At 70.9% G+C, this 15,255-nt stretch carries 14 protein-coding genes; 8 read left to right on the top strand and 6 right to left on the bottom strand.

Going from position 1 to position 15,255, the window contains the following annotated elements:
• Window positions 1–87: 87 nt before the first annotated feature.
• Together HUO13_RS07000 and HUO13_RS06995 are read right to left on the bottom strand one after the other, a co-directional pair.
• Window positions 88–987, bottom strand: coding sequence for an ABC transporter permease (locus tag HUO13_RS07000; protein WP_211900634.1), 900 nt, complete (start codon window positions 985–987; stop codon window positions 88–90).
• On the bottom strand, window positions 984–3,809 hold the full coding sequence (locus HUO13_RS06995; RefSeq protein WP_211902708.1) for an alpha/beta fold hydrolase: 2,826 nt from the start codon (window positions 3,807–3,809) through the stop codon (window positions 984–986). Before HUO13_RS06995 ends, HUO13_RS07000 begins: the two co-directional genes overlap by 4 nt.
• Before the next feature lie 974 nt (window positions 3,810–4,783).
• Between HUO13_RS06995 and HUO13_RS06990 the strand changes: the two genes are divergently transcribed.
• Window positions 4,784–5,761: a TerC family protein gene (locus HUO13_RS06990; RefSeq protein ID WP_211902707.1), complete on the top strand. Its 978-nt coding sequence runs from the start codon at window positions 4,784–4,786 to the stop codon at window positions 5,759–5,761.
• A gap of 119 nt (window positions 5,762–5,880) precedes the next feature.
• On the opposite strand, the gene HUO13_RS06985 is transcribed toward HUO13_RS06990, so the two are convergent.
• The 3 genes from HUO13_RS06985 to HUO13_RS06975 form a co-directional block, all read right to left on the bottom strand.
• The gene (locus HUO13_RS06985) at window positions 5,881–6,537 is read right to left on the bottom strand and encodes an RES family NAD+ phosphorylase (RefSeq protein WP_011874706.1); all 657 of its coding nucleotides are present in this window, start codon (window positions 6,535–6,537) and stop codon (window positions 5,881–5,883) included.
• 42 nt (window positions 6,538–6,579) lie between these two features.
• On the bottom strand, window positions 6,580–7,164 hold the full coding sequence (locus HUO13_RS06980; protein ID WP_211900633.1) for a DNA-binding protein: 585 nt from the start codon (window positions 7,162–7,164) through the stop codon (window positions 6,580–6,582).
• Window positions 7,165–7,333: 169 nt separating this feature from the next.
• Complete coding sequence (locus tag HUO13_RS06975; protein ID WP_211900632.1) at window positions 7,334–8,332, bottom strand: chitinase; 999 nt, start codon at window positions 8,330–8,332, stop codon at window positions 7,334–7,336.
• 211 nt (window positions 8,333–8,543) lie between these two features.
• Here HUO13_RS06975 and HUO13_RS06970 point away from each other — a divergent pair, with 211 nt between their 5' ends.
• The 5 genes from HUO13_RS06970 to HUO13_RS06950 all read left to right on the top strand — a co-directional run bounded on the left by HUO13_RS06970 (window position 8,544) and on the right by HUO13_RS06950 (window position 13,576).
• A complete protein-coding gene (locus HUO13_RS06970) occupies window positions 8,544–10,223 on the top strand; it encodes a class I adenylate-forming enzyme family protein (RefSeq protein WP_211900631.1) in 1,680 nt (559 codons plus the stop codon).
• Complete coding sequence (locus tag HUO13_RS06965; protein WP_211900630.1) at window positions 10,220–10,975, top strand: SDR family oxidoreductase; 756 nt, start codon at window positions 10,220–10,222, stop codon at window positions 10,973–10,975. Before HUO13_RS06970 ends, HUO13_RS06965 begins: the two co-directional genes overlap by 4 nt.
• Window positions 10,975–11,742 (top strand): SDR family oxidoreductase, encoded by a 768-nt coding sequence (locus HUO13_RS06960; protein ID WP_211900629.1) that lies wholly within the window; start codon window positions 10,975–10,977, stop codon window positions 11,740–11,742. Before HUO13_RS06965 ends, HUO13_RS06960 begins: the two co-directional genes overlap by 1 nt.
• Window positions 11,743–11,853: 111 nt before the next feature.
• Entirely contained in the window at window positions 11,854–12,474 is a 621-nt protein-coding gene (locus tag HUO13_RS06955) for a TetR/AcrR family transcriptional regulator (protein ID WP_211900628.1), read from the top strand.
• Window positions 12,475–12,583: 109 nt separating this feature from the next.
• The gene (locus HUO13_RS06950; protein WP_211900627.1) at window positions 12,584–13,576 is read left to right on the top strand and encodes an NADPH:quinone oxidoreductase family protein; all 993 of its coding nucleotides are present in this window, start codon (window positions 12,584–12,586) and stop codon (window positions 13,574–13,576) included.
• A 50-nt stretch (window positions 13,577–13,626) separates the two neighbouring features.
• Here HUO13_RS06950 and HUO13_RS06945 read toward each other — a convergent pair whose 3' ends face one another.
• On the bottom strand, window positions 13,627–14,067 hold the full coding sequence (locus HUO13_RS06945) for an Lrp/AsnC family transcriptional regulator (protein WP_211900626.1): 441 nt from the start codon (window positions 14,065–14,067) through the stop codon (window positions 13,627–13,629).
• A gap of 79 nt (window positions 14,068–14,146) precedes the next feature.
• Between HUO13_RS06945 and HUO13_RS06940 the strand changes: the two genes are divergently transcribed.
• Both HUO13_RS06940 and HUO13_RS06935 read left to right on the top strand, forming a co-directional pair.
• Window positions 14,147–14,893, top strand: a complete 747-nt coding sequence (locus HUO13_RS06940; RefSeq protein WP_211900625.1) for an AzlC family ABC transporter permease — start codon at window positions 14,147–14,149, stop codon at window positions 14,891–14,893.
• Entirely contained in the window at window positions 14,886–15,212 is a 327-nt protein-coding gene (locus HUO13_RS06935; protein WP_211900624.1) for a branched-chain amino acid transporter permease, read from the top strand. The genes HUO13_RS06940 and HUO13_RS06935 overlap by 8 nt, the downstream gene beginning before the upstream one ends.
• The last annotated feature ends 43 nt before the right edge of the window (window positions 15,213–15,255 follow it).

The raw sequence follows: 15,255 nt of genomic DNA, 5'->3' as shown, positions 1-15,255 counted from the left end.
TTCGGCGAACCGTGTGGCGGGCAGAGCCCGAACGGGTGCAGGGGCGACGAGGCGGCCGCGGTGAGCACCAAGACCGAGCGGCCCGCGCTAGCTGCTGATGTCCTTCTTGGCGAAGCGGCCGAAGGCAAGCAGCAGGAAGACGGTCGCGTACACCAGGCCCGAGAAGGCGCCGTTGGCCATGCCGGTCCAGTCGACGTCGGCCGAGAGCAGGTCCGACCACGCCCGCGAGTGGTATGTCGGCAGGTAGGCGCGCATGTCGCCCAGCGCGGTGATCTGGTCGAGCATCTGCGACACGATCGAGACCAGCACCGCGCCGCCGACCGCGCCGAGGGGGGAGTCGGTGCTCACGCTCAACCACAGCGCCAGGCCGGCGATCCACGTCAGGTGCACCGCCAGGTAGGCGCACGCCACCGCGACCCGGACGACGCTGCCCGAGAACGGGACCGCTTCGCCGGTGGTGCCCATCATCTCCGCGGCGCCGAACCACGCCACGCCGACCGCGACCGCCACCGCCGCCAGCAGCAGCAGCCCGACGGCCGACAGGATCGCCGCGGCCACCGCCTTCTGCCGCAGCAGCCTGCCGCGCGGGACCGGCGCGGCCAGCAGGTACTTCAGGCTCGCCCACGACGCCTCGCTGGCCACGGTGTCGCCGAAGAACAGCGCCACCATCACCACCAGCAGGAAGTTCGTCGACACGTACAGCGTGAACATCGCGAAGTTCGGCCCGCTGGAGGTGGCGAGCTCGGCGAGGTTGCGCGACCGCCCCCGGCCGCCGTCGCCGAGCTCGAACGCGAGCAGGAGCAGCAGGGGCAGCACCGCCAGGAACCCCAGCGCGAGCAGGGTGCGGCGGCGGCGCAGCTGGCGCGCCAGCTCCACCCGCAGCGGCAGCGTGCGGGTCGCCCGGTAGCCCTCGATCCCACCGTCGGGCTGGCAGGGTCGGCGCGGGCCGGCCTTGACGACCCTGGTCTCCGGCTCCGAGTCGGTCATCCGCGCGCGTCCTCTCCGACCAGTTGCAGGAAGGCGTCCTCGAGCCTGCGGCGCGGCCCGACCTGGCTGACCATCACCCCGGCGGCCACCAGCGCGTTCACCGCGATCCCGGCGCTGTGCCCGCCGAGATCGGCGTGCACCACCTCGCCGTCGGCGGTCACCTCGCCCAGCCCCTCGATCGACCGCAGCGTGCGCACCGCCGTCTCCGGCGCGTCGACCCGGAAGCTCACCTCGCCGTCGACGGCGATGATCTCCTCCACCGGGCCCGCGCTGACCAGCTCGCCGCGCTGCATCAGCACCACGTGCGTGCAGGTCCGCTCGACCTCCGAGAGCAGGTGGCTGGACAGCAGCACCGAACGCCCGGTCGCGGCGTAGCGCCGCAGGATCTCGCGCATCTGGTGGATCTGCGGCGGGTCCAGGCCGTTGGTCGGCTCGTCGAGGATCAGCAGCTCCGGCAGGCCGAGCATGGCCTGCGCGATCGCCAGCCGCTGCTTCATGCCCTGGCTGTAGGTGCGCACCGCCCGGTCCGCGGTAGGCCCCAGGCTGGCGATCCGCAGCACCTCGTCGAAGCGCGCCTGCAGCATCGGCCGCCCGGTCGCCGCCCAGTAGTACTTGAGGTTCTCGGTGCCGGACAGGTGCGGCAGGAAGCCCGGCGTCTCCACCAGCGACCCGACCCGCGACAGCACCGGAGCGCCCGGCACCAGCCGGTGCCCGAACAGCCGGACCTCGCCCGCGGTGGGCCGCAGCAGCCCCAGCAGCATCCGCAGCGTGGTGCTCTTGCCCGCGCCGTTGGCTCCCAGCAGACCGACGATCTGCCCGCTCTCGACCCGCATCGACAGGTCGCTGACCGCGGTCACCTTGTCCGAGTACTGCTTGGTCAGGCCGCCGATCACCAGCGGTGTCCCGGCCAGCCCCGGGTCGACGTCGGGCACGTGCCTGCGGCGCACGCGGGTGACCACCCACGCCAGCAGGCCCACGACCACGATCCCGGCGATGCCGATCAGCGGCAGCACCGGCACCCCGGCCTCGTTGATCGTCGTGCCCCGCACCGACGGCACCGACAGCTGCTTCGCGCCGGCCAGCGCGATGCGGTGCACCGCGGGCTCGGCGGGCGTGGCGTAGGCCCAGTCGGTGGTGGCGACGGCGAGCTCGAGGTGATGGCCCGGCTCCAGCGACCGGACCACGCCGGGCAGAGCCACGTCGACCTCGCGCTCGGTGCCGTCGGGTGAGAGGCCCGTGACGCGCATCGGCGACACCCCGTTGCCGAGCAGCGTGCGCTCGCCTTCCGGGTTGATGTCGTAGAGCTTGGCGAACAGCACGGCCTCGCCGGTGCTGGGCTGCCCGGGGACCGCCGCCACCGAGATCCGCGTCTGCGGCACCCCGGAGATCATCGTGCGCGTCCGGGCGGGGTCGGTGCGGAACACCGCTGCCTGGCCCGGCAGGTCCGCGGCCAGCGTCCGGCCGAGCGCGCTCGCGGCGTCCTCGACGTCCCCGGCCCCCGGCAGCGAACTGGTCGACGACGGGCTGCCGCCGGGCGGGTTGATCACCGGCTGCGCCTCACCGCGCAGCGGCAGCGCGAAACGCGGACTGCGCTCCGACCGCACGCCCGGGTACTCGGGCGCGGCGACCGTGCGCACCGGGACCTCGCCGTTGCGGCGGGGGTTGCCGGTGATGTCGTACTCGAACACGGTGCCCGGGTCGGGGACCGTCTCCGGCGGCATGCCCGGCTCCCCCGGGCTGCTCACCCCGAGGTGGAAGGCGAACCAGTCGGCGATCCGGGCGCGCACGGCCGGACCCGGCGGCTCGCCGTCGTGGCCACCGGCGTACCAGACGACCTTGACCTTGGTGCCCGCTTCGGCGATCTCGCGGGCGTTGGCATCGGCCTGGTCCAGACCGAACAGGGTGTCGCGCTCGCCCTGCACCAGCATCGTCGGAGCCTTGATGTCGCGGGTGACGCTCTTGGGCGAGACGGCGTCGAGCAGGGCCAGCGTCTGCGGACCGGCCCGGCCGGTCTGCGAGACCTCGTTGTAGGCGGCGCAGACCTCCGGCGTGAAGTTCCCGCACGTCAGCGGAGACGGACCGGCGGACCCTTCGGTCGGCCCGGAAACCGGGGGGTGGCCCGTCCGGGTCGGCTCGGCGGGACCGCCGGGCTTGCCCGCGGGCGCCGTCCGGCTGCCTGCCGAGAACAGCAGTCCGGCCCACCCCTCCTTGAACACGCCGTGCTCGCCGTAGGAGCCGCGGGCGGGCGTGTCGTCGGGGATCGGGGCGGCCGAGGCGGTGTTGGGCATCAGCGCCTGGCCGAGGTCGTTGTAGGTCATCACCGGTGCGGTGACGTCCACCCGGGGATCTGACCCGGCCAGCAGCAGGCTCAGCGCACCGCCGTAGGACGAGCCGGTGACCCCGACACGCGGGTCGCCCTCTTGGTCGCGCAGCACCTCGGGCTGGCGGGCGAGCCAGTCCAGCAGTTGCCGGGCGTCGGCGACCTCGTACTCCGGTGCGTTCAGCGCGATGCGGCCGGTGCTGGCGCCGAAACCGCGCGACGAGTAGGTCAGCACGGTGAACCCGCGCGCCGCGAGCTCCCTCGCCTCCTGCGCGACGCTGTTCTTGTCCCCTCCGAAGCCGTGCGAGAGCAGCACCGCCGGCGCCGGCGTCTCGGCAGGCGCGTAGAGCGTGAGATCGATCTGGACCCTCTCGCCGCCCCCGGGTCCGTCGACGACGTCGAGCAGGGCCTCGCGCGGCGGCGCGGGCTCGGACGCCGCCGTCCGCCGCTCGCCGCCGGAGAGCAGGAAGACGCCGAGCCCGAGAAGGGCGATAAGGGTCACTGCCGCAAGGACGAGGCCCTTGCGGCGCCGGGGGGTGGGGGACACGAAGCCGACACTAGGTGAAGACAGCGGCACCAGTTCCATCCAGACGCGGGCGAAGACGAAGACGCTATGAACCAGAGACCAAACAGCAACCGGACGAGTCGTTTCTCGCCCGAGTGGGTGAGGTCGTCGCCGCATCCCCGCGTGCGGGCCGGGCGGCCTCGGCCGACCGGCGGGCGTGATCATAACCAGTCAACCACGCGTTCGATCAATGCCGGAACCGAGACGATCAAGGAAAAATCCCAGCGGTGTCCGGCGTCGGAAATTTTCCCGTCCGCCGGCGCTGCGGTTTCCCGCCGATTCCCGCGGAGTGGGCACGATGCTCCGGCTCGGCGTGACGTTCACCTCTCCTCGCGGACCCGGGCGCGGAGACGCGTCGAGCGTCCACCGGGCGCCATCGGTGCGTTCCAGGCCGGCCGACGCCCTGCCGCCTGTCGCTCGGTCTTCCCGGGAAGCCAACGCTCCGCGCCGAGTGGCCAGCCGGCCCCCTGTCCCTCGCGGACCAGCCGCGCCGGGACCTGCCGATCGGCCGGTGTTCGCTCCCTCCCGGCGCCCTGCGCATCGGCCGTCTCGTCAACGCTGCGTGTTCGCCCGCCGACGGTGTGAACCGCTGGGCACGGCATTGCCAGCCCGGGCGGCGCCTCGTACGGTCGCCGGGTGCTGACATTCGGTGCCGATGGTCACCCCGGGTGGTGTGCGAGCCGGTACATAAGTGACAATCTTGGCAAGGTTGTGGAGGGGAGTATTCCTTCGCGACGGCATCGTCATCACGGTTTCGCCCGCAGCTCACGCCGGGGCGCGCCCGGTGCCGCCGACCGGCCGCGGCTGGTGGAAGAGACCTCCGGTCCCCGGCGCATGCCCTGAACCGGAGGTGATCCATGGGCGCCGACGTGGTGTTGGCCCAGAACGTGAAGCCCGTCGCGGTCGACACGATGCACGTGCATTGGTGGGTGTGGGCGGCGACGTTGGGCGGCTTGGCCGTCCTGCTGATTCTCGACCTGGTCATCGTCGACCGCAAACCGCACGAGGTGACCACCAAGGAAGCCGCCAAGTGGGTCTGCTTCTACGTGGGATGCGCGATCCTGTTCGGCATCGGGGTCTGGATCTTCGGTGACGCGCACTTCGCCATAGAGTATTTCACCGGATACATAACCGAGTATTCGCTGAGCGTGGACAACCTGTTCATCTTCATGGTGATCATGTCCAGCTTCGCGGTCCCCTCGATCCACCAGCACCGCGTCCTGCTGATCGGCATCCTGCTCGCGCTGGTGATGCGCGGTGTCTTCATCGCCGTGGGCGCGGCGCTGATCGCCAAGTTCGTGTGGATCTTCTTCCTCTTCGGCGGCTTCCTGCTGTGGACGGCCATCGGCATGGTCCGCAAGAAGGACGAGGAAGAGGAGTACAAGGAGAACGCGGTCGTCCGCTGGGTCCGCAAGATCTACCCGGTTACCGAGGACTACGACGGCACCAAGATGTCGAAGAAGATCGACGGCAAGCGCTACCTGACGCCGATGTTCGTGGTCATCGTCGCCATCGGCAGCGCCGACCTGCTGTTCGCCGTGGACTCCATCCCGGCGATCTTCGGCATCACCCAGGACCCGTTCCTGGTCTTCGCGGCCAACGCCTTCGCGCTGATGGGTCTGCGCCAGCTGTACTTCCTGCTCGGCGGCCTGGTCGACAAGCTGGTCTACCTGTCGATCGGGCTCGCGGTGATCCTCGGCTTCATCGGCTTCAAGCTGATCCTGCACGCCCTGCACGAGTACCACCTGGTGCCGGAGTGGCTGGAGATCAACAACTGGATGTCGCTTGGCGTCATCGTGGTGGTCCTGGCGATCACGACCTGGGCCAGCCTGGCCAAGTCGAAGAAGGACGAGGTCGAGGCGCAGCAGTCGGAGAGCGGCCGCGCCTGACCCCCGCACGATCCGGCGGCGCCGCGGAACTGTTTCCGCGGCGCCGCCGTCGTGTTCGGCACCGTCCCTCCAGGAGGGATGCCGGTCGGAGCAGGGCGGGCTGCCGCCGGGACTCGGCCTCAGTCGAGCAGCGTGTAGCTCAGTTCCTTGCAGACCCGGCCCAGCGGGACGTCGAGGCCCGGGTGGTTGAGCGGCAGCAGCACGTCCGGCGACTCCGGCAGCGCGCTGGCCGACGGCGGGTCCCACAGGCAGATCGACGGGTTGCCCGCGTCCATCGAGGACCGGTACCAGAGCCCGTCCAGCTCGGGGTAGGCGGCGCGGATGCTGCGCGCCCACGCCTGGGTGCGCTCCTTGGGGCCGCTGCTGATGGCCTGCGACGCGCCGGCGCGGGTCGGCCACAGCCCGGACAGGTCCAGCAGCCGCAGCGTGCGGCGCGGCCGGAACAGCACCAGGTGCGGGCTGCGCGTCCGCCGGTCCACAGTGGAGGTGGCCTGGAAGACCTCGGCGATGCAGGTGCGCACCGACAGCGAGAAGTAGAGCACGCCGTGCTCGCGGGTGACCGTCGGACCGCCCTGCTGGTTGGGGACGTGCGGGTCGAAGCGCGCGTGCGGCAGCGGGCCCGCGTAGCGGAAGGTGTCCCACTGCTGGGGATGGTTGCCACCTGAGGTGAACACGCGAACCAGCCTGGTCCCGGCGGGTACCGCTATGACGTCCTCGGTTCGCCGGAGCATGGCCTGCAGCACTGCGGGCGCGGGCGGCTGGGGGAGCCGTGCCAATTGGGGGTTCCTGGAGTCGTCTCGTCGGCGTCGGGCGTCGGACTAGGCGGGCATGCCGATGGTCGTGGCGAGGTCCGCCACCTGGCGCGGGCTGCCGCCTGCCAGCAGCCACTCGCGCGGGCTGACTGCCCGTTCGCCGATCTCGAGGTCCTCCTGCGGGGTCGCCATGAAGTTGGCCAGCACCAGCGCGGGCTGGTCGATGGGCATCGCTGCCAGCACGGTCTCCAGTCCCGGCAGCACGTCGCTGTCGCTGAACTGCCACGCGGGCAGCCGCCAGCCGCCGCGGTCCTTCCAGCCGATCAGCCTGCGGTCGCCGATGCGGTGGCGGATGCGGCTGCTGTCCACCCCGATCCGCTCGGCGGCCTGGTTGACCGACAGCGCGGTGTCGCGCAGCACGGCCTGCTCGGCGACGGTCCGGGCGCGCGGGTCCACTTCGGTGTCCGCCAGCGGCGCGAGGTCCAGACCAGCGTCGGTGAGCGCGAGGCGTTCGGCGGCGGAGAAGTGCGCCGCGGGGTCGGTCGGGGGCGAAGTCAGCTTCTTGGCTGCGTCCTCGACAAGGGAGAGGAATTGGCTGGCCGTCACCTTCAATCCGGCGCGGGCCAGCACTGTCTCCAACGCGGCTGTCATGGCCCCAGGATACCGCGATTCCCGCGAAAGGTGTGCGCCATCGTGCGCCTGGTGCGAAAAATCACTACTAGTAGCAAGAAGAATGCACGCGGTGACAGCGTCGACGAGTTACAACGGGGTGACCTTTCCACGTATCGGTTGTCGATCACCCCGTTGTGATCGCCACTTGTTACGGGAGTGAATCAAGGTGCGCACGAACGGGGTTGGAGAACGCGCCCCCGCTGGTGGCGTCCCAGTTGATCGACCACGTCATCACCCCGCTGAGTCCGGGGTGGCCCTGAGCTGGGCGGAAGCTGCCGCAGTCGGTCATCGCGGTCAGGCAGTCGAGGGCGTTGCCGATCACCGACGGGTCGACGTAGCCGCTGCCGGCCGCCGAGGGCGAGGCGGGCAGGCCGAGGGAAACCTGCTCGGGCCGAAGGATTTCGAGGAGTATGCACGCCTGTGCGGTGATGAAGTCCACTGAGCCCTGACTGTGGACACCGCCGTCGCAGCCGTTCATCGAACCGGAGTTGTAGTACTGCGTGTGCACGACCGTCACAAGATCCTTGACCTGCTCGATGAGCTGCAGGTATGAGCCGCCGGGCTGCACGTCGAGAGTCTGCGGAGCCATCGTCAGGTGAAAGTCCGGGCCCATCTTTTCGCGAAGTTGCCGGATTGCACTTGCTGTGTTGGGCACGTTCAGCCCGTGTTCCAGGTCAATGTCCAACCCGTCTATGCCGTAGTCGGTAAGTATTTTTCCTACCGAATCCACGAAGTTCGACGCGTTTGCCGGGCTGCTCAGGTCCACATTGCCCCGCTCGCCGCCGACGGAGAGGACGAATGCCTTGCCCGCCGCTTTCTTGGCCGCGATGTCGGCTTTGAGGTCGGCGTCGGTGTAGCCGCCGAGCGCGCCGGCGAGTTGCGGGTCGACGCCGAAGGTGACCGCGCCGGGCCGGGCGGGGTCGGCGTTGGCGAACGCCAGCGCGATGAGGTCGTAATCGTCCGAGATGTCACTCACGCGCAGCGGCTTGGCGTTGTTGACGAAGTTCTGCCAGTAGCCGGTGAGCTGGTGCTTGGGCAGTGCCGGCGCGGCGCTCGCGGCTGTCGCGGGTGCGGCGTCGGGGGTGGTGGCCGCCTGGGCGGCGGCCGGCGTGATCGCCAGGGCGCAGGCCAGTGCGGCGACGGTCAAGGGCTTTCGGTTGGGCATGGTGCCTCCGGGGCTAGGGCGAGACCTGAATCACAAAAATGGACTAGACCACTTTCCTCGTCAAGGTTCGAGAGCATCGGGAAGCCGAGGTTGCGCCGGTCGGAGCACGGTCGCCGCGTCAGGGTTGACGCGAGCCGCCGAGCGTCGTTGACTGGCCCGTACCGACTGGTCGGTCTCGAATGGAGGTGGCGCGTTGGTCAGCGCGTACGACGAACGGCCCTGGCTGGCTCTCTACGGGGACCTGCCGTCCGAGCTGGTTCCCGAGCACGACACCCTGCTCGCGATGTTCGCCGCGAGCGTCGCGCGGCACCCGGACCGGGTCGCCACGACCTACTTCGACGGGCGGCTGACCTACCGCGAGCTCGACGAGCTCAGCGACGGACTCGCGGGCCACCTGGCCCGTCGCGGCCTGGCCGCGGGCGACCGGATGGCGGTCTACCTGCAGAACGTCCCGCAGTTCGTGATCGCCGTGCTCGCGGGCTGGAAGGCCGGCGCGATCGTGGTGCCGCTGAACCCGATGTACCGCTCGCACGAGCTGACCCGGATCCTCGCCGACGCCCGCCCCGCCGCGGTGGTCTCCTCCGAGCGCGGCTGGCACGACGTGCTGGGCGAGGTGGCCCGCGACGCCGGCACCGGCATCGCCGTGACCACCAGCGACCTCGACCTGCAGACCCGCGACGACGAACGGCTGTTCGCCGGTCACCGCCGCAGCCCCGCCGCGGACGCCGCCGACCTGCTCGAGGCGGCGCGCGAGGGCGGTCCGCGACCGGAGGTGGCGGTCTCCGGGGACGACGTCGCGCTGCTGGTCTACACCTCGGGCACCAGCGGCGTGCCCAAGGGCGCCACCAACACCCACGGCAACCTGGCTTTCAACTGCGCCGGGTTCAAGGCCCGCGCGGGCCGGGAGGCGCCGGGCTTCTTCGCGCTGGCGCCGCTGTTCCACATCACCGGCATGGTCTGCCAGCTCGGCGCGGCGATCGCCCTGGGCGGCAGGCTGGACCTGGCCTACCGGTTCGAGGCCGGTGTCGTGCTCGACGCGCTCGAAGAGCACCGGCCCGACTACATGATCGGACCGTCCACCGCCTACATGGCGCTGATGAACCACCCCGATGTCAGCGCAGGCCACTTCTCCTCGCTCGAACACGTCTTCTCCGGAGGCGCGCCGCTGCCGTCGGCGGTGGTCGAGCGGTTCCGCGAGCTCTTCGGTCACTACATCCACAACGGCTACGGCCTGACCGAGACCACCGCCACCGCGACCTCGGTGCCGAGCCACCTGGAAGCGCCGGTTCACGAGGAGTCCGGCACGCTCAGCGTCGGCCTGCCCACCTTCAACACCGTTCTGCGCATCGTCGACGACGACGGCCGGGACCTGCCGGTCGGCGAGGTCGGCGAGATCGTCATCGAGGGGCCGATGGTGGTGCCGGCCTACTGGAACAAGCCGGAGGAGACCAGGGCGGGCATCCGGGACGGCCGCCTTTACACCGGTGACGTCGGGTTCATGGACCCGCAGGGCTGGTTCTACGTCGTCGACCGCAAGAAGGACATGATCAACGCCTCCGGGTTCAAGGTCTGGCCCCGGGAGGTCGAGGACGTCCTCTACTCCCACCCCGCGGTACGGGAGGCCGCGGTGGTCGGCGTGCCGGACGCCTACCGAGGAGAGACGGTCAAGGCCTTCGTCAGCCTCCGCGACGGCGCGCGGGCGACCGGCGAGGAACTGTCCGAGCACTGCAAGCAGCGGATGGCGGCCTACAAGTACCCGCGCAGCGTCGAGATCCTCGACGAGCTGCCCAAGACCGCCACCGGGAAGATCCTGCGGCGCACCCTCCGGCAGGGTGCGACCGGCAGCAGCGCAACCGGGAAGGGAACCGAATGAGCAAGCGTTTCGACGGCCGGGTCGCGATCGTGACCGGTGCCAGCAGGGGCATCGGTCTGGCCATCGCCGAGCGGCTGGTGTCCGAGGGCGCGAAGGTGTGCCTGACGGCCCGCAAGCCCGAGCCGCTGGAGGAGGCGGTGCGCGGGCTCGGCGGCCCGGAGCACGCCATCGCCGTGGCGGGCAAGGGCGACGACGCCGAGCACCAGGCCGAGGCGATCGCGCGCACCGTGGAGACCTTCGGCCGGGTCGACGCGCTGGTGAACAACGCGGGCATCAACCCCGCCTACGGGCCGATGATCGAGCTGGACCACGCGGTAGCCCGCAAGACCTTCGAGGTCAACGTGCTGGGCGCGCTGTCGTGGACGCAGCAGGTCTACGGGGCGTGGATGCGCGAACACGGCGGCTCGGTGCTCAACGTGTCCTCTGTGGCCGGTCTCAAGCCCGCGCCGGGCATCGGTTTCTACGGCGCCACCAAGGCCATGCTGGCCCACGTCACCCAGGAGCTGGCGGTGGAGCTCGGGCCGTCGATCCGGGTCAACGCCGTGGCGCCCGCGGTGGTCAAGACGAAGTTCGCGACCGCGCTCTACGAGGACAAGGAGGAGGCCGTCGCCGACGCCTATCCGTTGAAGCGGCTGGGAATCCCCTCCGACATCGGCGGTGCGGCGGCGTTCCTGCTCTCCGACGACGCGTCGTGGGTCACCGGCCAGGTCCTGGTGCTCGACGGCGGTGTCACGCTGACCGGAGGTGTGTAGTGCTCGGGGACTCGGTGGTGGTGGTCACCGGCGGCGGCAACGGCATCGGCGCCGCGATGGCCCGCAAGTTCGGCGCGCAGGGCGCGCGGGTGGTGGTGGCCGACCTCGACGCGGACGCCGCGCGGCGGGTCGCCGACGAAGCCGGCGGCCTCGCGGTCGGCGGGGACGCGGCGAGCGAGGAGGGCGTGCGGCGGCTGGTCGACGCGGCGCTCGACCGGTACGGGCGGATCGACGTCTTCTGTGCCAACGCCGGCGTCGCGCACACCGGCGGCGCCGAGGCGCCCGAGGAATCCTGGGCGCAGGCGTGGGAAGTCAACGTCATGGCCCACGTCCGGGCGGCGCGTGCGGTGCTGCCGCACTGGCTGGAGCGGAGCGGCGGGCACTTCCTGGCGACGGTGTCGGCGGCCGGGCTGCTGACGATGCTCGGCTCGGCGCCGTACGCGGTGAGCAAGCACGGCGCGCTGGCCTTCGCCGAGTGGCTGGCCGTGACCTACGGCGACCGCGGCATCACCGTGCAGGCGCTGTGCCCGCAGGGCGTGCGCACCGACATGCTGGGCAGCAGCGGCGAAACCGGCCAGAGGCTGCTCGCCGACGGAGCCCTGGAGCCGGAGCAGGTCGCCGAGGTGGTGCTGGAGTCCTTCGCGGACAAGCGCTTCCTCATCCTGCCGCACCCCGAGGTCGCCGAGTACTACGCGCTGCGCGCCGCCGATCCGGACCGCTGGCAGGGCGGGATGCGCAAGTTGCAGCGACACGTCCAGCAGCCGTGAGCGTGCGGCGGCGCACGGGTACGACCGCCCGGCGCCGCCGCGGGCGGCCGGTCCGCGCGTGGGGGATGGGGCTGGTCAGTACCCTGGGTTGCTGAGGTTAGGGAGGCAGTCATGGCGCGGGCAGGTAGCGTTGGCGCGGGGGTCCGCGGCCCGGAGGCCGAGGGCGAGCCGGTGCCGCAGAGGCTGCTTTCGGTGGCCACGAAGCTCTTCGCCGAGCAGGGCTTCGAGATGACGTCGGTGCAGCAGATCGTCGACGCGGCCGGGGTCACCAAGGGGGCGATGTACCACTACTTCGGCTCCAAGGACGACCTGCTCTACGAGATCTACGCGCGGGTGCTGCGGGTGCAGACGGCGCGGATGGAAAGCGCCGCCGACAGCTCCGAGCCGGTGGAGAAGCGGCTGCACGCGGTCGCCGCCGACGTGGTCGCCACGACCGCGGCCAACCTCGACGACACGGTGATCTTCTTCCGCTCGATGCACCTGCTGCACCCGGACAAGAAGGCCGAGGTGCGCGCGGAGCGGCGGCGCTACCACGAGCGGGTGCGCAGGCTGATCGAGGAGGGCCAGCGCAGCGGCGTGTTCCGCTCCGACAAGTCGGCCGACCTGGTGGTGGACTTCTTCTTCGGTGCCGTGCACCACCTGGGCACCTGGTTCCACCAGGACGGGGAGCTGACCGGTGAGCAGGTCGGGGAGAACTTCGCCGATCTGCTGCTGGCGTCGTTGCGCCCCTGACGGCGCCCCGGCGGCGGTCGCCGCTTCGATGGCATGGTTCGGCGGGTGTACACGTCCCGGTCGCGCCGATAACATACCGACCAGTCGGTCTCAGTTTGCGAGGTGTCTCATGGTCAAGGCGTGGCAGGTCCACGAGCTCGGGCAACCGCGGAACGCCATGCGGTTGGAGGAGGTCGCGGACCCGAAGCCCGAAGCCGGCCAGGTGTTGGTGCGCGTGAAGGCGAGCCCGGTCAACTTCCCGGACGTGCTGCTCTGCCGGGGCGAGTACCAGATGAAGCCGCCGCTGCCGTTCACCCCCGGCGTGGAGCTGTGCGGTGAGGTCGTCGAGCTCGGTCCCGGCGTCGAGGGGCCTGCCGTCGGTGACCGCGTCGTGGGCGGTGCCGTGATGCCTCGCGGTGCTTTCGCCGAGTACGCCGTGCTGGACGCCGCCCGCGCGCTGCCCGCGCCGGAGACCCTGTCGGACGCCGAAGCCTCCGCCCTCTACATCGGATACCAGACCGGCTGGTTCGGCCTGCACCGGAGGGCCGGGCTGCGGGCCGGGGAGACGCTGCTCGTGCATGCTGCCGCGGGTGGGGTCGGCAGCGCCGCGATCCAGCTCGGCAAGGCCGCGGGCGCCACGGTGGTCGGCGTGGTCGGCGGGCCGGAAAAGGCCCAGGTCGCACGTGATCTCGGCGCCGACGTCGTGGTCGACCGCCACCAGGAGGACTTCGTCCAGGTGGTCAAGGAGGTCACCGGTGGCCGGGGCGCCGACGTGGTCTACGACCCCGTCGGCGGTGAGACCTACCAGCGCTCGACCAAGTGCATCGCGTTCGAGGGCCGCATCCTGATCATCGGGTTCGCCGGCGGCACCATCCAGACCCCGGGGCTCAACCACGCCCTGATCAAGAACTACTCGATCGTCGGCCTGCACTGGGGCCTCTACGTGCAGCGCGACCCGGAGACGGCGCGGCAGGCGCACGCCGAGCTGACCAAGCTGGCCGAGTCCGGCGCGGTGCGACCGCTGATCAGCCGGCGGGTGCCCCTGGAGGGGCTGGCCGATGCGGTCCAGGAGGTCGGCGACGGCAAGACCGTCGGCCGCGTGGCGTACGACGTCTCGGCGTAGGGATTAGTCCACTGTGGTCGGACGTCGTCGCCGGCCGTTGGCGCGCGGCTTCAGTCGAGCTGTTTGAGGGTCTTCATGGTGAAGCGCGATGTCACGCGTGCGACCTTGGGGATGGTCATGACGTGCCGGCTCAGGAAGGTCTCGTAGGCGTCGAGGTCGGCGACCGCGACGCGCACGAAGTAGTCGGGCGCGCCGAACAGCCTCCGCAGCTCCCGGACCACGGAGAACCCGGCCATGGTCGTCTCGAAGTGCTCGACGGTCCGCGCGTCCTGGGCTTCGAGCGTGACCTCGAGCAGCACCTCGAACGACCGCCCCAGGTGCGCGGGGTCGGTGACCGCGCGGTAGCCGCGGATGACCCCGTCGGACTCCAGTCGTTGCACGCGGCGCAGGCAGGGCCCCGGCGTGAGGCCGACGCGACCGGCGAGCTCGACGTTGGTGAGGCGCCCGTCACGCTCCAGCTCCGCGATGATTGCGCGATCGAGTTTGTCCATGCGTGAATGTTGCCCGGAGGCAGCGTGAACGGGCAATCTTTGCAACCAAAGAGCACGGGTGTTGCGGGAGCATGGACACGTGCAACAACCCGTACTCGACCCGCTGGGCGCGGCGGCCTCGCCCCCGCGGCGCGAGCGCATCGCCGCCGGGATCGGCGACTCCTTCTCTGCGGGGCTGGGGATCTTCCCGCTCGGCATCGCCCTGGGCCTGCTCGTCGTCCAAGCCGGGCTGCCGTGGTGGCTGGCCCCCGCGCTCTCCCTGGCGGCGTTCGCCGGCTCGCTCGAACTGCTCCTGGTCGGCATGGTCTCCGCGGCCGCTCCGCTGGCCGCGGTCGCGCTGACCGTCTTCGTCGTGAACTTCCGGCACGTCTTCTACGCCTTCTCGTTCCCGCTGCACCTGGTGCGAAACCGCTTGGCGCGGGCCTACAGCGTCTACGCGATGATCGACGAGGCTTACGCCGTCTCCGCGTCGCTGCCCGCCGCAGAGCGCTCGGCGGCCCGCCTGCTGGCGATGCAGATCGCCAGCCAGGTCTACTGGGTCGGCGGTGGCCTCGTCGGCGTCACGGTGGGGGTCGCGCTGCCCGCGCCGATCGAGGGACTGGAGTTCGCGCTGTGCGCGTTGTTCACGGTGCTCGCCCTGGACGCCTTCACCTCCCGGCGCGAGATCACTTCGGTGCTGCTTGCCGGTGCAAGTGCGGCGATCGCGTTGGTCCTCGCTCCCGGAGCGGCGCTTTTCGTCGCACTGCTGGTCTTCGTCGCGCTGCTTTTCGTCCGCTACGGCGTCGCGGTCCGGTTCGGCACCTGCCGAGAGGCCGTCGATGCCTAGCACCGGCTACCTCTTCGCGGTGCTGGCGATCGTCTTCGCGATCACGCTCGCGCTGCGCGCCGTGCCCTTCGCGGCCCTGCGGCTGCTTCGCGAGTCCCGCGTGGTGCGTGCGCTGTCGTCGTGGATGCCCGTGGGCATCCTCGCGATCCTGGCCTGCACGGCCCTGCACGGCACCGTCACCACCGCCCCGGAGACTGCCCCGTACGCGCTTCTGGCCGTGGCCGTCACCATCGGAGTCCACCTGGCCTCCGGCCGGCGCACGATCCTCAGCGTCGGCATCGGCACCGCCTGCTACGTCGTCCTCGTGAACGCGCTGTGACCATGGACCATCGAACCGAGCAACGAGCCAGGAGAGGACCTTT

Source organism: Saccharopolyspora erythraea (assembly GCF_018141105.1).
GTDB lineage: Bacteria > Actinomycetota > Actinomycetes > Mycobacteriales > Pseudonocardiaceae > Saccharopolyspora_D > Saccharopolyspora_D erythraea_A.
This window is presented reverse-complemented; position numbering and strand designations above follow the sequence as displayed.